Origin of the sequence: Micromonospora sp. WMMD558 (assembly GCF_049315255.1) — a bacterium.
Lineage (GTDB): Bacteria > Actinomycetota > Actinomycetes > Mycobacteriales > Micromonosporaceae > Micromonospora.
Genome location: NZ_CP186061.1, coordinates 2,654,222 through 2,669,414, shown reverse-complemented (window position 1 = coordinate 2,669,414; position 15,193 = coordinate 2,654,222). Strand labels below are relative to the sequence as shown.

Annotated in this window: 15 protein-coding genes; 6 read left to right on the top strand and 9 right to left on the bottom strand. The window is 70.7% G+C overall.

What is annotated here, in order from left to right; translation table 11 throughout:
* Positions 1 to 262 precede the first annotated feature (262 nt).
* Positions 263 to 1,204 carry a polysaccharide deacetylase family protein gene (locus ACN26Y_RS13015; protein ID WP_230688977.1) on the top strand — a complete coding sequence of 314 codons (942 nt, stop codon included), beginning with the start codon at positions 263 to 265 and terminating at the stop codon, positions 1,202 to 1,204.
* Between the two features lie 62 nt (positions 1,205 to 1,266).
* Entirely contained in the window at positions 1,267 to 1,566 is a 300-nt protein-coding gene (locus ACN26Y_RS13010) for a DUF1540 domain-containing protein (protein WP_155330536.1), read from the top strand.
* Positions 1,567 to 1,629: 63 nt separating this feature from the next.
* On the opposite strand, the gene ACN26Y_RS13005 is transcribed toward ACN26Y_RS13010, so the two are convergent.
* A complete protein-coding gene (locus ACN26Y_RS13005; protein WP_155330535.1) occupies positions 1,630 to 3,636 on the bottom strand; it encodes a protein meaA in 2,007 nt (668 codons plus the stop codon).
* A 151-nt stretch (positions 3,637 to 3,787) separates the two neighbouring features.
* On the opposite strand from ACN26Y_RS13005, the gene ACN26Y_RS13000 reads away from it, so the two are divergent.
* Entirely contained in the window at positions 3,788 to 4,636 is an 849-nt protein-coding gene (locus tag ACN26Y_RS13000; RefSeq protein WP_155330534.1) for an ABC transporter ATP-binding protein, read from the top strand.
* On the top strand, positions 4,633 to 5,478 hold the full coding sequence (locus ACN26Y_RS12995) for an ABC transporter permease (RefSeq protein ID WP_155330533.1): 846 nt from the start codon (positions 4,633 to 4,635) through the stop codon (positions 5,476 to 5,478). Before ACN26Y_RS13000 ends, ACN26Y_RS12995 begins: the two co-directional genes overlap by 4 nt.
* Positions 5,479 to 5,568: 90 nt before the next feature.
* Here the strand turns inward: ACN26Y_RS12995 and ACN26Y_RS12990 are convergent, their stop codons facing one another.
* Both ACN26Y_RS12990 and murA read right to left on the bottom strand, forming a co-directional pair.
* Positions 5,569 to 6,417 carry a 3-hydroxyacyl-CoA dehydrogenase family protein gene (locus ACN26Y_RS12990; protein ID WP_155330532.1) on the bottom strand — a complete coding sequence of 283 codons (849 nt, stop codon included), beginning with the start codon at positions 6,415 to 6,417 and terminating at the stop codon, positions 5,569 to 5,571.
* Between the two features lie 94 nt (positions 6,418 to 6,511).
* Positions 6,512 to 7,939, bottom strand: a complete 1,428-nt coding sequence (gene murA / locus ACN26Y_RS12985) for a UDP-N-acetylglucosamine 1-carboxyvinyltransferase (RefSeq protein ID WP_155330531.1) — start codon at positions 7,937 to 7,939, stop codon at positions 6,512 to 6,514.
* Here murA and ACN26Y_RS12980 point away from each other — a divergent pair.
* Positions 7,938 to 8,510 carry a cob(I)yrinic acid a,c-diamide adenosyltransferase gene (locus ACN26Y_RS12980; RefSeq protein WP_155330530.1) on the top strand — a complete coding sequence of 191 codons (573 nt, stop codon included), beginning with the start codon at positions 7,938 to 7,940 and terminating at the stop codon, positions 8,508 to 8,510. The genes murA and ACN26Y_RS12980 overlap by 2 nt on opposite strands.
* Positions 8,511 to 8,557: 47 nt before the next feature.
* Entirely contained in the window at positions 8,558 to 8,926 is a 369-nt protein-coding gene (locus tag ACN26Y_RS12975) for a VOC family protein (protein WP_230688976.1), read from the top strand.
* Between the two features lie 9 nt (positions 8,927 to 8,935).
* Here the strand turns inward: ACN26Y_RS12975 and ACN26Y_RS12970 are convergent, their stop codons facing one another.
* From ACN26Y_RS12970 to atpA, 6 genes are all read right to left on the bottom strand, one after another.
* Positions 8,936 to 9,391 carry a DUF2550 domain-containing protein gene (locus ACN26Y_RS12970; RefSeq protein ID WP_155330528.1) on the bottom strand — a complete coding sequence of 152 codons (456 nt, stop codon included), beginning with the start codon at positions 9,389 to 9,391 and terminating at the stop codon, positions 8,936 to 8,938.
* Between the two features lie 13 nt (positions 9,392 to 9,404).
* Positions 9,405 to 9,689, bottom strand: coding sequence for a F0F1 ATP synthase subunit epsilon (locus ACN26Y_RS12965; protein ID WP_155330527.1), 285 nt, complete (start codon positions 9,687 to 9,689; stop codon positions 9,405 to 9,407).
* A gap of 87 nt (positions 9,690 to 9,776) precedes the next feature.
* The gene (locus ACN26Y_RS12960; RefSeq protein ID WP_422734760.1) at positions 9,777 to 10,919 is read right to left on the bottom strand and encodes an LCP family protein; all 1,143 of its coding nucleotides are present in this window, start codon (positions 10,917 to 10,919) and stop codon (positions 9,777 to 9,779) included.
* A 241-nt stretch (positions 10,920 to 11,160) separates the two neighbouring features.
* Positions 11,161 to 12,600 carry a F0F1 ATP synthase subunit beta gene (gene atpD, locus ACN26Y_RS12955; protein WP_155330525.1) on the bottom strand — a complete coding sequence of 480 codons (1,440 nt, stop codon included), beginning with the start codon at positions 12,598 to 12,600 and terminating at the stop codon, positions 11,161 to 11,163.
* Positions 12,600 to 13,529 (bottom strand): F0F1 ATP synthase subunit gamma, encoded by a 930-nt coding sequence (locus ACN26Y_RS12950; protein WP_155330524.1) that lies wholly within the window; start codon positions 13,527 to 13,529, stop codon positions 12,600 to 12,602. Before ACN26Y_RS12950 ends, atpD begins: the two co-directional genes overlap by 1 nt.
* Positions 13,530 to 13,531: 2 nt before the next feature.
* Positions 13,532 to 15,184, bottom strand: a complete 1,653-nt coding sequence (gene atpA, locus ACN26Y_RS12945) for a F0F1 ATP synthase subunit alpha (protein ID WP_155330523.1) — start codon at positions 15,182 to 15,184, stop codon at positions 13,532 to 13,534.
* Between the last annotated feature and the right edge of the window lie 9 nt (positions 15,185 to 15,193).

Here is a 15,193-nt window from a genome sequence, read left to right as displayed (position 1 = left end):
CATTCCGGCCGGTGGGCCGGGGATCGCGCCCGCTCGGGGCGGCGGCCCTGCTCGATCGTCCAGGTGATGTAACGACCCCGGCCCGGCCACCATTCCGCCGCGACGGTGCCGCCGGTCACCCGCCGAACCGGACATCCGGCACACCGGGCGACAGCCGACTCGGGCGAATCGGTCATCGCACCCGTGACGTGGAAAAGGTCTCGGAGTTCAGAGCGGGCGCCCGGGGCCCCCGCGAGACCGGTGATGTTGGGATCATCTCCCGGTGCCCGTGAGAATCTCCCGCGTTCCGCTCGCCGCGACCCTCACCGCCGTGGTCGGCGCGGTCGTCCTGCTCACCGTCCCGGCCCACCTCCGCGAGCCGGTGAACGCCAGCATCCTCTGGGTGCCCGCCCCGAGTGGGCCCGCGGGCACAGGGACGCCCTCGAGGCCGACCGACGGGCCGGTCGACACTGCGGAGAGCCGGCCCTCGCCGACGGTTCCCGCGACGCCGCCGGACGCCCGCACCCTGCCCGGCGCGACGCCGCCGGGGACGCGACCGCCGGTCGTCGACCATGGTCCACGGACCGGCAACAAGGTGGCCCTCACCTTCGACGCGGACATGACCGACGCCATGCGGTACCAGTTGCGCAGCGGCGCCGTGCGGTCGTACGCGAACCTGAGGATCCTCGACCTGCTGGAACGGGAACGCGTGCCGGCCACCTTCTTCCTGACCGGCAAGTGGGTCGAGCAGTACCCGCAGGTGACCCGCCGACTCGCCGCCAACCCGCGCTTCGAGTTGGCCAACCACACGTACGCGCACCTGGCCTTCACGTCCGACTGCTACGGCCTTCCGCGGTTGCCCCAGCGGCAGATGACCGCCGACGTGGCCCGTACGTTCGACATCGTGGCGCCGTACGGCGGCCGGCAGACCCGGTACTTCCGCTTCCCCGGGCTCTGCCACGACCGTGCGGCGCTGGACGCGCTGGCGCCGCTGGGCGTCACGGTGGTGGACGGGGACGTGGTGAGTGGGGACCCCTTCGCCACGTCGTGGCGGCCGATCGTCCGGGCCGTGCTGGACGGCGTACGCCCCGGCTCGGTGGTCGTCCTGCACGTCACCGAGGCGAACGCACCGATGACCGACGAGGCGCTGCCGCACATCCTGGCCGGCCTGGCCGAGCGCGGGCTGGAGCCCGCCCCGCTGTCGGAGGTTCTCCAGCACCGCTGAACCTCGCTCACGAACGCCGGCAAAAGCCTAAAATCGGGGCAAGACTCTAGAGGAGGTCGGCGATGACCGCAGCGATCGAGATGCCCCGCGTGCAGGAGTGCGTGGTCACGGCGTGCGGGTACAACCACACCGGCGACTGCCACGCCTTCGCGATCACGATCGGCAGCATGGATCACGCCCACTGCCACACCTTCATCGAGATGCCCGCGGTCCGGGCCGGGGTGGACGGCCTGATCGCGCAGGTCGGCGCCTGCCAGCGGGCGGACTGCCAGCACAACGACCAGTTGGAGTGCCACGCACCGGGCATCAAGGTCGGCCCGGACAATGACATGGCCGACTGCCTGACGTACGCCAGCCGCTGACCGCCTCAGCTGTTAGGAAGGGACCCCTGTACCACGCCAGGCGTTAACAGGGGTCCCTTCCTTTCACTTCAAGCCGTTGGCTTCGCGGACAACCGTGACCAGTTCGTCGATGATCCCGGTGAGAGCGAAGTCCTTCGGCGTGAACACGCGCGCCACGCCGGCCCTCCGCAGCGCCTCGGCGTCGACCGCCGGGATGATGCCGCCCACCACCACCGGCAGGTCGCCCCGGCCGGCGGCGCGCAGGCCGTCCAGCACCGCCGGCACCGCCGCGAGGTGCGAGCCGGACAGCACCGACAGCCCGACCAGGTCGACGTCCTCCTCGACGGCGGCGGCCACGATCTGCCCCGCGGTCAACCGGATGCCCTGGTAGACGACCTCGAAGCCGGCATCGCGGGCGCGTACCGCGATCTGCTCCGCGCCGTTGGAGTGCCCGTCCAGGCCGGGCTTGCCGACCAGCAGCCGCAGCCGGCCGCTGCCCAACTCCCGGGCGGTGGCCGTGACCCGCTCACGCACGGCGGCCAGGGTGGCGTCCCCGCCCACGCCGGCAGCGCCGGACAGGCCGGTGGGTGCCCGGTACTCGCCGAAGACCTGCCGCAGCGCGCCCGCCCACTCGCCGGTGGTGACGCCCGCGCGCACGCACTCCAGCGTGGCGGGCATCAGGTTCGTCGTGGTCGCGGCCTCCGCGCGGAGCCGGGCCAGCGCCGCGTCCGCGGCCGCCGGGTCCCGGCCGGCCCGCCACTCGCGTACGCCGGTAGCGGCGGCCTCCTCCACCGCCGGGTCCACCTGCTCGATCGCCTCGGCGCCGGCCGCGGTCAGCGGGGACGGCTCGGTCTCCACGAACCGGTTCACACCGACCACCACGTCGGTGCCGGCCTCCATCCGACGGCGCCGGTCCGCGAGCGAGGCCACCAGGGCGCTCTTGAGGTAACCGGTCTCGACGGCGGCCACCACGCCGCCCATCTCGAGTACCTTCTCCAGTTCGACGCGGGCCCCGGTGACGATGTCGTCGACGAGCGCGGTCATCACGTGCGAGCCCTCGAACAGGTCCGGGTACTCCAGCAGGTCCGACTCGTACGCGAGCACCTGCTGCATACGCAGTGACCACTGCTGGTCCCACGGGCGGGGCAGGCCGAGCGCCTCGTTCCACGCCGGCAGTTGGACCGCGCGGGCCCGGGCGTCCCGGGAGAAGGTGACGCCGAGCATCTCCAGCACGATGCGCTGGATGTTGTTCTCCGGCTGCGCCTCGGTCAGGCCCAGCGAGTTGACCTGCACGCCGTACCGGAAGCGGCGCTGCTTCGGGTTCTCGACGCCGTACCGGTCGCGGGTGATCTCGTCCCAGAGCGCGCCGAACGCGCGCATCTTGGCGATCTCCTCGACGAAGCGGACACCGGCGTTGACGAAGAAGCTGATCCGCTGGACGACGTCGCCCATCCGCTCGGCGGGCACCTGGCCCGAGTCGCGGACCGCGTCGAGCACCGCGACCGCGGTGGCCAGCGCGAAGCCGACCTCCTGCACCGGGGTCGCCCCGGCCTCCTGCAGGTGGTAGGAGCAGATGTTCACCGGGTTCCACTTCGGCATCTCGCGCAGCGTGTACGCGATGACGTCGGCGGTCAGCCGCAGCGACGCCGCCGGCGGGAAGATGTACGTCCCCCGGGACAGGTACTCCTTGATGATGTCGTTCTGCGTGGTGCCGGCGCAGCGGGCCAGCTCGGCGCCCTGCTCGGTGGCGACGGTGCCGTAGAGGCCCAGCAGCCACATGGCCGGTGCGTTGATGGTCATCGAGGTGTTCATCTCGGCCAGCGGGATGCCCTCGAAGAGCGCCCGCATGTCGCCGAGGTGCGCCACCGGCACACCCACCCGGCCGACCTCACCGGCCGCCAGCTCGTGGTCGGGGTCGTACCCGGTCTGGGTGGGCAGGTCGAAGGCGACCGAGAGCCCGGTCTGCCCCTTCGCCAGGTTGCGGCGGAAGAGCGCGTTGGTCGCGGCGGCCGAACTGTGCCCGGCGTAGGTGCGCATCACCCACGGGCGGTCACGCTCGGGCAGCCGACCCGGGAGAGCCTTCTCGTCCATGGCCGGAGTTTAAGTTACCGTTCAGTAAAACGGGTTGTGGAAAACCACACAGGTCCATGTCGCGGACGCCGGGTCGGGAAGCGCCCGGTATGGCCGCAACCGCCACACCCCGGACGGCCGCCGCCGGCGGCCAGGCCGCACACTTGACGGCATGGATGACGAGCTCGCGATCTCCGTCCGGGGGCTGCGCAAGGCGTACCGGGAGACCGTCGCCGTGGCGGGGGTGGACCTCGACGTCCGCCGGGGCGAGGTGTTCGCCCTGCTCGGCCCGAACGGCGCCGGCAAGACCACCACCGTCGAGATCCTCGAGGGGTACCGCAAGCGCGACGCCGGCGAGGTCTCGGTGCTCGGCAGCGACCCGGCGGCCCCCGCCCCCGACTGGCGTTCCCGGGTCGGGATCGTGCTCCAGGGCACCGGCGAGTTCGACGAGCTGACCGTCTCCGAGGTGGTGCGCCACTTCGCCGGCTTCTACGCCGACGCCGAGGACCCGGACAAGGTGATCGCCCGCGTGGGGCTGGCCGACAAGGCGAAGGCCCGTACGCACAGCCTCTCCGGCGGCCAGAAGCGCCGCCTGGACGTGGCGCTCGGGATCGTCGGCCGCCCCGAGCTGCTCTTCCTGGACGAGCCGACCACCGGCTTCGACCCGGAGGCGCGGCGCGAGTTCTGGGAGCTGATCCGGGACCTGGCGGCGGCCGGCACGACGATCGTGCTGACCACGCACTACCTCGACGAGGCGGAGGCCCTGGCCGACCGCGTCGGGGTGATCGCCGGCGGGCGGCTGGTCGAGGTCGCCGTACCCGAGCGGCTGGGCGACCGGCACGAGGCTCTCGCCACGGTCTCCTGGCGTACGCCGGAGGGGGCCGTGGAGAGCGTGGCGAGCGCGACGCCGACGGCGCTGGTGGCGGAGCTGGCCGCGCGCTTCGGCGGCGAGGTGCCCGGCCTGACGGTGACCCGGCCGACGCTGGAGGACGTCTACCTGAGGATGATCGGACACAGATGAGCACCACGATGACGCCGGCCACGCCGGCCACCGCGACACCGCGGCGCCGGCCGGGCCCGGTCGCCCTGGGCCTGCGACAGGGTCGGCTGGAGATCACCCAGTTCCTGCGCAGCCGGGAGTCCGTCGTCTTCACGCTGGGCTTCCCGGTGATCATGATCATGATCTTCGCGTCCATCTTCGACGGCGAGATCGCGCCGGGCGTGCGCTTCACGCAGTACTTCGTCACCGGCATGATCGCGACCGGTCTGATGACGGTCAGCTTCCAGAACCTCGGCATCTGGATCCCGATCGAGCGGGACCGGGGGGTGCTGAAGCGTTACCGGGGCACGCCGATGCCGAAGTGGGTCTACTTCGCCGGCAAGGTGATCCTGGTGGTGGTGGTCGGCGTCGCCGAGACCGCGCTGCTGCTCGCCGTCTCGGCCGCCCTGTTCGACCTGGAACTGCCCGGCACGGCAGCCAAGTGGCTGACCTTCGGTTGGGTCTCCGCGCTCGGGATCACCGCCTGCACGCTGTGCGGCATCGCGATCTCCTCGCTGGCGCGCAGCTCGCGCAGCGGCTCGGCGGTGGTCACCCCGGTCGCCCTGGTGCTCCAGTTCATCTCCGGGGTGTTCTTCGTCTTCACCCAGCTGCCGAGCTGGATGCAGCAGGTGGCGGCGCTCTTCCCGCTCAAGTGGATGTGCCAGGGGCTGCGCTCGGTGTTCCTGCCGGACGCCTTCGGCGCCCAGGAGCCGGGCGGCTCCTTCGAGCTGGGCCGGGTCGCCCTCGTGCTGGGCGCCTGGTGCGTGATCGGCCTGCTGCTCTGCCTCGGCACCTTCCGCTGGACGACCAACCGCGACGGCTGACGTGCAAGGAAGGGCCCCTTGTTAACGTCTGCGGTAGAGGAGGGGCCCCTTGTTAACACAAGCTGTCAACAAGGGGCCCCTCCTTGCATCTCAGTACGAGTAGAAGCCCTTGCCCGTCTTGCGGCCCAGGTCGCCGGCGGTGACCATGCGCTGGAGCAGCTCCGGCGGGAAGAACTTCTCGTCGGCGGTGTCGGTGTAGATGTTCTTCGCGGCGTGCAGCAGCACGTCCACGCCGGTCAGGTCGGTGGTCGCCAGCGGGCCCATGGCGTGACCGAAGCCGAGCCGGCAGGCCGTGTCCAGGTCCTCCGCCGAGACCACGCCGGACTCGACCAGCTTGACCGCCTCCACCACCAGCGCGGCGATCAGCCGGGTGGTGACGAAACCGGCGATGTCGCGGTTCACGACCACCACGGTCTTGCCGATCTCCTCGGCGAACGCCTTCACGGTGGCGAGGGTCTCGTCGCTGGTCTTGTAGCCGCGGACCAGCTCGCAGAGCTTCATCATCGGCACCGGCGAGAAGAAGTGGGTGCCGACGACCGCCTCCGGGCGCTCGGTGACGGCGGCGATCTGGGTGACCGGGATGGCGGAGGTGTTGGTGGCGAGCACCGCGTCCGCCTTGCAGATCTTGTCCAGCGCGCGGAAGACCTCGTGCTTGATCTCCAGGCGCTCGAAGACCGCCTCGACGACGATGTCCGCGTCGGCGACCGCCTCCAGGTCGGTGGTGGGGGTGATCCGGCCGAGCGTCACCTCGACGTCGGACGCCGGGATCTTCCCCTTCTCGGCGAACTTCTCCAGCGACTTCCGGATGCCGTCCACGCCGCGCTTCGTGGCCGCGTCGTCCAGGTCCCGCAGCGTCACCTGCCAGCCCGCCTGCGCCGCCACCTGGGCGATGCCCGAGCCCATCAGCCCGGCCCCGACGACCGCGAGTCGACCCGCCATCTGCTCACTCCCTCGCCTGATTGGGTGTCTGCCTGCACCCTAGTCGGCGGGCCTGAACGAGTGCTAAGGGCGGTGCCCGGCGCAGCCCGACCCGTCAGATGGTGACGGCCGGCTCGTCGGGCGCGGTGTCACGCTCGACCTCGACGCCGAGCGCCCGCAGGTCCGCCACGAAGTCGGGGTAGCCCCGGTCCACGTGGTGCACGTGGGAAACCTCGGTGACCCCGTCGGCGCAGAGCCCCGCGATGATGAGGCCCGCCCCGGCCCGGATGTCCGTCGCGTGCACCGGCGCCCCGGAGAGGCTGTTCCGGCCCCGGACCACGGCGTGGTGCCCGTCGGTCTTGATGTCCGCCCCCAGCCGCATCATCTCGTTGGCGAACATGAACCGGCCGTCGAAGATGTTCTCGGTGATCAGGGAGGCGCCGTCGCTGACCGCGGCGAGCCCGATCGCCATCGGCAGCAGGTCGGTGGCGAATCCCGGGTACGGCAACGTCACCACGTCGACGGCGCGCGGCCGGTCGTCCATCCGCATCCGGAAGGCGTCCTGCCGCGTCTCCACCAGCCCACCCGCGGACACCAGCTTGTCCAGGGCCAGCTCCAGGAACGCCGGGGGCACCCCGGTCACGGTCACGTCCCCGCGGGTCATCGCCGCGCCGAAGGCCCACGTGCCGGCGACGATCCGGTCCCCCACCGTGGCGTGTCGCACCGGGCGCAGCCCGGGGACCCCGACGATCGTCAGGGTCGACGTGCCCGCGCCGTCGATCAGCGCCCCCATCTGGTTGAGCATCGTGCAGATGTCGACGATCTCGGGCTCGCGGGCGGCGTTGTCGATGACCGTGGTGCCCTCGGCGAGGACCGCCGCCATCACCAGGTTCTCGGTGGCGCCGACGCTGGGGAAGTCCAGCACGATCTCGGCGCCGCGCAGGCCGTGCGGGGCCGAGGCGATCACGAATCCGTGCTCGCCGGCGATGTCGGCGCCCATCCTCGTCAGCCCCGAGATGTGCATGTCCAGCCCGCGTGAGCCGATCGCGTCGCCGCCCGGGTGCGCGACCCGGACGCAGCCGCGCCGGGCGAGCAGCGGACCGAGCACGCAGATCGACGCGCGCAGCCGGCGGACCAGGTCGTAGTCGGCCTCGGCGCCGGGCAGCTCGGGCACGTCGATGGTGACCGAGCGGGACCGGGCCACACCGCCGTACGCCACCATCGGGTCCACCGGGTCGTCCGCGTCGAACCGGACGTCGCAGCCCAACCGGCGCAGCACCTCCCCCATGATGGCGATGTCGGTGATCCGCGGGACGTTCGTGATCACGCTGCGGCCCGGCGCGAGCAGGGCGGCGGCCATGAGTTTCAGGGCCGAGTTCTTCGCGCCGACCACGTGCACGGTGCCGGCCAGGCGGGCGCCGCCGCGGACCCGGATGACGTCGACGGCGTTGGCCGCCGGGTCACCGGGCCCGACGCCGGCCGGCCAGGCGGGCTCCGGCCGGGCCGGGATGGTCAGGTCCGGTATCCGTAGGCTGTGCGTCATGGCCGTCCACCTCACGCGCATCTACACCAAGGCCGGCGACGCCGGCATGACCAGGTTGAGCAACAACGAGCAGGTGCCGAAGACAGATCCCCGGATCGCCGCGTACGCGGACGTCGACGAGTGCAACGCGGCGATCGGCGTCGCACTCGCCCTCGGGCAGCTCGACGAGGAACTGCGCGACGTGCTGGGGTCGATCCAGAACGACATGTTCGACGTGGGCGCCGACCTGGCCACCCCGGTCGAGCCGGATCCGAAGTACCCGCCGCTGCGGGTCACCGAGGAGTACGTCGAGCGCCTCGAGGGCTGGTGCGACGAGTACAACGCACGCCTCAGCAAGCTCGACTCCTTCATCCTCCCCGGCGGCACCGCGGGCGCGGCGCTGCTGCACGTGGCGCGGACGATCGCCCGACGCGCCGAGCGTGCGGCCTGGGCCCTGGTCGCACACGACCCTGATCGGACCAGCCCCCTCCCGGCAAAGTATCTCAACCGGCTCTCCGATCTGCTCTTTATCCTGGCAAGAACGGCAAATCCGGCGGGAGATGTGCTATGGGTGCCCGGCGGTAACCGCTGACCGGGCGACCGCCGCCCGCCCGCACCGGCGCGCTGCACCACGTCGAGGTGTGGGTCCCCGACCTGCCCGGCGCCGTCCGCAGCTGGGGATGGCTCCTCGGGGAACTGGGCTGGAAGCCGTTCCAGGAGTGGCCGGCCGGCCGCTCCTGGCGGCTCGGCCCCACCTACCTGGTGCTGGAGGAATCGCCCGCGCTGTCCGGCCGGGTCCACGACCGGCTCGCCCCGGGCCTCAACCACCTCGCCTTCCACGCCGGCCCGCCGGCCGCCGTCGACCGGCTGGTCGCGGCGGCGCCGGCGCACGGCTGGTCGCTGCTCTTCCCCGATCGCCATCCCCACGCCGGCGGCCCGGAAACCTACGCCGCCTACCTCAGCGACGGTCAGGGGTACGAGGTGGAGCTGGTCGCGGCGATCGGCTGAGGGGGTGCCTCAGGCGGCGGGCCAGTCCTGGGAGGCCAGACGCGGCGAGACCGCCCCCGGAGGGGCGGCCTCGAGCCAGGAGAGGAACCCGGTGACGGTGGATCGCGCCATGGCGATCTCGACCGGAGCGTGATGACTGGTACAGCGGAGGATGACCCAGTCGGCGGGCATCGCGAAGCGCTCCTGCCCCTCGGGCAGCCGGCGACGCTCCACCGCCAGACCCTTCCGGGAGAGGACCCGCTTCGGGCGGAGGGCGAAGCTGAACATCCGGTACCACCGGAGCTCGTCACCCACGAAGCGGCCGAAGCCGGGAGCCCAGCCTCGGCCGTCGAGCATGGTGGAGGTCCGGACGCTGAGCCGGATGATGCCTCCGCTGCGGGTGACCAGTGCCCGCCGGACGAAGAGAATCAGGAGCGCGCCGAGGAGGACGGCGACGCCGATCCCGATCCCTTCGACGATCTCCATCTCCGGTGTCGGCTCAGCGACCGTGCGCGGCGGAGACCGGGGTGGCGCTCTCGGCCAGGACGGTGACGCCCTCGGCGCTCACCGACAGGAAGCCGCCGGCCACCTCGTACGCGACCTGCTCACCGCCGGCCAGCTTGATGCGGACCTGGCCGGGCTCGGCGAGCTGGCCGAGCAGCGGCGCGTGCCCCGGCAGCACACCCAGCTCGCCCTCGGTCGTCCGCGCGACGACCATTTCGGCCTCGCCGGACCAGACCTTCTCCTCGACGGCTACGAGCTCGACGTGAAGCTGCTGTGCCACGCTGTCTCCTTGCTGCGGCGGCGGTGTGCCGAAAGTCTAATCGCGCCGCCGGCCCGCCCGTAACGCGGGTGGCGAGACCTGCCTCACTCAGCTCGCCTTGTTCTGGAATTCCGGGTGCTCCAGCAGGAAGGCGTCGAGCTGCTCGTTCTTCAACGACGCGAAGAAGTCCTGTACGGCGGGCTCGAAGCGCTCGCCCAGGTACTTCCCGTTCTCCATGATGCCGCCGCCCGGCAGCTTGATCATCTGGATGTTGTTCGGGCGCAGGTTCTTCAGCGCCAGGCCGTAGTCGACGACGCTGTGCCCCCGGCCGTTGAAGACCAGGGACTGGCCGGCCGCCCGGAGCACCTTGTCCAGCTTGATCGGGTTGGTCACCACGTCGGCGCTGAACGCCTGGCTCGCCATCGCCTTGACGAACTGCTGCTGGTGGCGCTGCCGGCCGTAGTCGCCGTCCGGCACGCCGTTCTTCGGGTAGCGCTGCCGGACGTAGTCCAGCGCCTGCCAGCCCTTGAGGTGCTGGGTGCCCTTCTTGTACTCGGCCTGCGGTCCCAGGTAGCCCCCGCCGCCCGGCCTCAGCTCCCGGTGCGTGCCGTCCGGCCTACGGTGCTCGGAGCGCACGTCGCGCTCGATGTTCATCGTGACGCCGCCCATCGCGTCGACGATGCGGATGAAGCCGCTGAAGTTGATGATCGCACCGGCGTCGAACCGCTCGATGCCGGTCACCTGCTCCACGGTCTTCGACAGAAGCTGGAAGCCCTGCGCCGCGTCCGGGTTCTGCCCCTGCCTGCGGCTGCCGTGCGACATCGCCGCATTCAGCTTCTCCCGGCCGCCGTTGTAGCCGGCCTGGCTGAACGCCGGGATGTCGACGTAGAGGTCCCGGGGCAGGGAGAAGAGGTACGCGCGGTCGAGGCCCGCCGGCACGTGCAGCACCATGACCGAGTCGGCCAACGGCGGCTGCTCCGCCTTCCGGGGGTCGACGCCGACGAGCAGGATGTTGAGCGGGCCCTTGATGTCGCTCTTGCGCTCCTTGGCGCCGGCGGCCTGGTCGCCGAAGAGGTCGGCCTTGCCCACCGCGCCCTCGTAGCGGGCCATCAGCGCCTCGGTGCCCACCAGGACGGCGCCGCTGAGGAACATGAGGACGGCACCGAAGACGGTGCACACCCGGGCCCACCGCGGCACGCCTGCCCACACGGACGGCTTCCCACCGCCCTTGCCGGCCTTACCCACGATCATCTCCGTTCGTCACGCCCACGATGAGGAGACGGGCGTACGCAGCCGTTGGTTGCACGGTTCCGCGCGCAATCGGGGGAGCGCGCGCATGAACGGTACCTCGCGTGCCGGATGATTGCCGACCGCGTGGAACCGGGCAGCGGCGATGCTAGGTCCTGAAGATGAACGAAAGGCCGCCCCGGCGTTAACCGGGACGGCCTTTCATGTCGTCGACGGGCGAGCCCGACGACGGTCGGCAGCGGGCTCAGCCCTGCGCCATCAGCTCCTTGGCCTTGCGCTCCAGGTCCTCCAGGCCGCCGCACATGAAGAAGGCCTGCTCGGGGAAGTGGTCGTACTCGCCCTCGCTGATCTTCTTGAACGCCTCGATGGTCTCCTTGATCGGGACCGTCGAGCCCGGCACGCCGGTGAACTGCTCGGCGGCGTAGGTGTTCTGCGACAGGAACCGCTCGATCCGCCGGGCACGGCCGACGGTCAGCTTGTCCTCCTCGGAGAGCTCCTCGATACCGAGGATGGCGATGATGTCCTGCAGGTCCTTGTAGCGCTGCAGGATCCGCTTCACCTCGGTGGCCACCGCGAAGTGCTCCTGGCCGACGAACTCCGGGGCGAGGATCCGGGACGAGGACGCCAGCGGGTCCACGGCCGGGTAGATGCCCTTGTCGGAGATCGACCGCTCCAGGTTGGTGGTCGCGTCGAGGTGGGCGAACGTGGTGGCCGGCGCCGGGTCGGTGTAGTCGTCGGCGGGCACGTAGATCGCCTGCATCGAGGTGATGGCCTGGCCCCGGACGGAGGTGATCCGCTCCTGGAGCTCGCCCATCTCGTCGGCCAGGGTCGGCTGGTAACCCACGGCGCTCGGCATCCGGCCGAGCAGGGTGGACACCTCGGAACCGGCCTGGGTGAAGCGGAAGATGTTGTCGATGAAGAGCAGCACCTCCTGCTTCTGCACGTCGCGGAAGTACTCCGCCATGGTCAGCGCGGAGAGGGCGACCCGCAGCCGGGTGCCCGGCGGCTCGTCCATCTGGCCGTAGACCAGCGCGGTCTTGTCGATGACGCCGGACTCGGTCATCTCGGCGATGAGGTCGTTGCCCTCGCGGGTGCGCTCACCCACGCCGGCGAAGACCGAGGTACCACCGAAGTTGCGGGCGACACGGGTGATCATCTCCTGGATGAGCACCGTCTTGCCCACGCCGGCACCGCCGAACAGGCCGATCTTGCCGCCCTTGACGTACGGGGCGAGCAGGTCGATGACCTTGATGCCGGTCTCCAGCATCTCGGTCTTCGGCTCCAGGTCCGCGAAGGCCGGGGCCTTGCGGTGGATCTGCCAGTGGTCGTCCGGGCTGAGCGTCTCGCCCTCGGTGAGGTTGAGGCACTCGCCGATCGCGTTGAACACGTGGCCCTTGACCGCGTCGCCCACCGGCACCTTGATCGGCGAGCCGGAGTCGCGCACCTCGGCGCCGCGGACCAGACCGTCGGTCGGCTGCATCGAGATGGCACGGACCACGTTGTCACCCAGGTGCTGGGCGACCTCGAGGGTCAGCGTCTTCTCGCCGCCGGAGAGGGTCACGTCCACGTTCAGGGCGTTGAACAGTTCCGGCATGGCGTCGCGCGGGAACTCGGCGTCGACGACCGGGCCGATGACCCGGACCACGCGACCGGTGGCCGTCTTGGTCTCTACTGGGGCAGTCATCACACTTCACTTCCCGACGCGGCCAGCGCGTTCGCGCCGCCGACGATCTCGCTGATCTCCTGGGTGATCCCGGCCTGGCGGGCCGAGTTCATCTCGCGCGTGTACTTCTCGATCATCTCTTCGGCGTTGTCGGTGGCGCTCTTCATCGCCCGCCGCCGCGCCGCCGACTCGCTCGCCGCCGACTCCAGCAACGCCGCGTAGATCCGCGTGTTGATGTACTTCGGCAGCAGCGCGTCGAGCAGCGCATCCGCCTCCGGCTCGAACTCGTACGCCGGGAGCAGGCCCTCGGACCGCGGCCGGTCCTCCACCTGCATCGGCCCGATGATCTTCGCGACCGGGTTCTGGGTCATCAGGGACTTGAACTCGGTGAAGACGATGTGCAGCTCGTCGACACCGAGCACGCCGTCCGCCCCCGCACTGCCGTCCACGTCGTCCGCGCCGGCCGAGAACGCCTTGATCAGGGTCTCGCCCACCTCGCGGGCGTCGGCGAACGTCGGCTGCTCCGAGAAGCCCGTCCAGCTCGCCGCGATCTCCCGGTTACGGAACCGGTAGAACGACACGCCCTTGCGCCCGATGACGTAGAGCACCGGCTCCTTGCCGTCGGCCTTGAGCCGGGCGACCAGCGACTCGGCGGTCCTGATCGCGTTGGAGCTGTACCCACCGGCCAGGCCCCGGTCGCTGGTGATCAGCAGGACACCGGCCCGCCGGACCTGGGGACGCGGCGTGAGCAACGGGTGGTCGATCCGCGCGTTGGACGCCAGCGCCGTGAGCACCCCGGTGATGGCCTGGGCGTACGGCAGCGACGCCTCCACCCGGGCCTGGGCCTTGGCGATACGGCTCGTCGCGACGAGCTCCATCGCCTTGGTGATCTTCTTCATCCCCTTCGCCGAGCGGATCCGCTGGCGAAGGACGCGCACCTGGGCGGCCATCGTCAGCTCTCAGCCGGGCGGTCGGTCGTGCTCTCGCGGAACCGGGTCACCGTCTCGCGGCTCTCCTCGCCCTCCAGCGGCTGGGCCGCGGGCTCGTTGATCCGCCGCTCCTCCTCCTTGCCGAGGAAGAGCTTCTTGAACTCGGTGATCGCCGAGTCGAGCGACCCGACGATCTCGTCGTCCCACTTGTTGTCCGCGATCGCCGCCAGGACGCCCTCGTGCTTGTGGCGCAGGTACTGGAGGAACTCGGACTCGAAACGCCGGATCTCGCCGACCGGGATGTCGTCCAGCTTGCCCTCGGTGCCGGCCCAGACCGAGACGACCTGCTCCTGCACCGGGTACGGCGAGTAGTTCGGCTGCTTGAGCAGCTCGACCAGGCGGGAACCGCGCTCCAGCTGGGCCCGGGAGGCCTTGTCCAGGTCGGAGGCGAAGGCGGCGAACGCCTCCAGCTCGCGGTACTGGGCCAGGTTCAGCCGCAGCGAACCGGCGACCTTCTTCATCGGCTTCACCTGCGCGGCGCCACCAACCCGGGAGACCGAGGTGCCGACGTTGATGGCCGGCCGGACGCCCTGGTTGAACAGGTCGGTCTCGAGGAAGATCTGGCCGTCGGTGATGGAGATGACGTTGGTCGGGATGAACGCCGAGATGTCGTTCGCCTTGGTCTCGATGATCGGCAGACCGGTCATCGAGCCGCCGCCCATCTCGTCCGAGAGCTTCGCGCAGCGCTCCAGCAGGCGGGAGTGCAGGTAGAAGACGTCACCCGGGTACGCCTCACGGCCCGGCGGGCGGCGCAGCAGCAGCGACACGGCCCGGTACGCCTCGGCCTGCTTGCTCAGGTCGTCGAAGACGATCAGGACGTGCTTGCCGCCGTACATCCAGTGCTGCCCGATGGACGAGCCGGTGTACGGGGCGAGGTACTTGAAGCCGGCCGGGTCGGAGGCCGGCGAGGCGACGATGGTGGTGTACTCCATCGCACCCGCCTCCTCCAGGATGCCCTTGATCGAGGCGATCGTGGAGGCCTTCTGACCCACGGCGACGTAGATGCAGCGGACCTGCTTCGTCGGGTCGCCGGAGCGCCAGTTGTCGCGCTGGTTGAGGATGGTGTCCAGGGCGACCGTGGTCTTGCCGGTCTTCCGGTCACCGATGATCAGCTGCCGCTGGCCCCGGCCGACCGGGGTCATCGCGTCGACGGCCTTGATGCCGGTCTGCATCGGCTCGAAGACGGACTGGCGGGCCATCACGTTCGGGGCCTGGAGCTCCAGCTCGCGGTAGCCCTCGTTCGGGATGTCGCCGAGACCGTCGATCGGCTGGCCGAGCGCGTTGACCACGCGGCCGAGGAAGGCGTCGCCGACCGGCACCGAGAGCACCCGCTCGGTGCGCTTGACGCGCTGGCCCTCCTCGATCCCGGCGAAGTCACCGAGGACGACGACACCGATCTCCCGGACGTCGAGGTTCAGCGCCACACCGAGGGTGCCGTCCTCGAACTCCAGGAGCTCGTTGGTCATGGTCGAGGGAAGGCCCTCGACGTGGGCGATGCCGTCGCCGGCGTCAGCGACGGTGCCGACCTCCTCGCGGGAGACGCCGGCCGTGTAGGAGGAGACGTAGCGCTCCAGGGCGCCGCGGATCTCCTCCGTCGAGATGGTCAGCTCGGCCATCCTCTGCTT

Bases quoted from the DNA above. Each gene is read 5' to 3' on its own strand.
- ACN26Y_RS13005 (WP_155330535.1), bottom strand. From the start codon at position 3,636: ATGGACGAGAAGGCTCTCCCGGGTCGGCTGCCCGAGCGTGACCGCCCG.
- ACN26Y_RS12960 (WP_422734760.1), bottom strand. From the start codon at position 10,919: ATGATCGTGGGTAAGGCCGGCAAGGGCGGTGGGAAGCCGTCCGTGTGG.
- ACN26Y_RS12990 (WP_155330532.1), bottom strand. From the start codon at position 6,417: ATGGCGGGTCGACTCGCGGTCGTCGGGGCCGGGCTGATGGGCTCGGGC.
- murA (WP_155330531.1), bottom strand. From the start codon at position 7,939: ATGACGCACAGCCTACGGATACCGGACCTGACCATCCCGGCCCGGCCG.
- atpA (WP_155330523.1), bottom strand. From the start codon at position 15,184: ATGGCCGAGCTGACCATCTCGACGGAGGAGATCCGCGGCGCCCTGGAG.
- ACN26Y_RS13010 (WP_155330536.1), top strand. From the start codon at position 1,267: ATGACCGCAGCGATCGAGATGCCCCGCGTGCAGGAGTGCGTGGTCACG.
- ACN26Y_RS12950 (WP_155330524.1), bottom strand. From the start codon at position 13,529: ATGGCCGCCCAGGTGCGCGTCCTTCGCCAGCGGATCCGCTCGGCGAAG.
- ACN26Y_RS12995 (WP_155330533.1), top strand. From the start codon at position 4,633: ATGAGCACCACGATGACGCCGGCCACGCCGGCCACCGCGACACCGCGG.
- ACN26Y_RS13000 (WP_155330534.1), top strand. From the start codon at position 3,788: ATGGATGACGAGCTCGCGATCTCCGTCCGGGGGCTGCGCAAGGCGTAC.
- atpD (WP_155330525.1), bottom strand. From the start codon at position 12,600: ATGACTGCCCCAGTAGAGACCAAGACGGCCACCGGTCGCGTGGTCCGG.
- ACN26Y_RS12980 (WP_155330530.1), top strand. From the start codon at position 7,938: ATGGCCGTCCACCTCACGCGCATCTACACCAAGGCCGGCGACGCCGGC.
- ACN26Y_RS12970 (WP_155330528.1), bottom strand. From the start codon at position 9,391: ATGGAGATCGTCGAAGGGATCGGGATCGGCGTCGCCGTCCTCCTCGGC.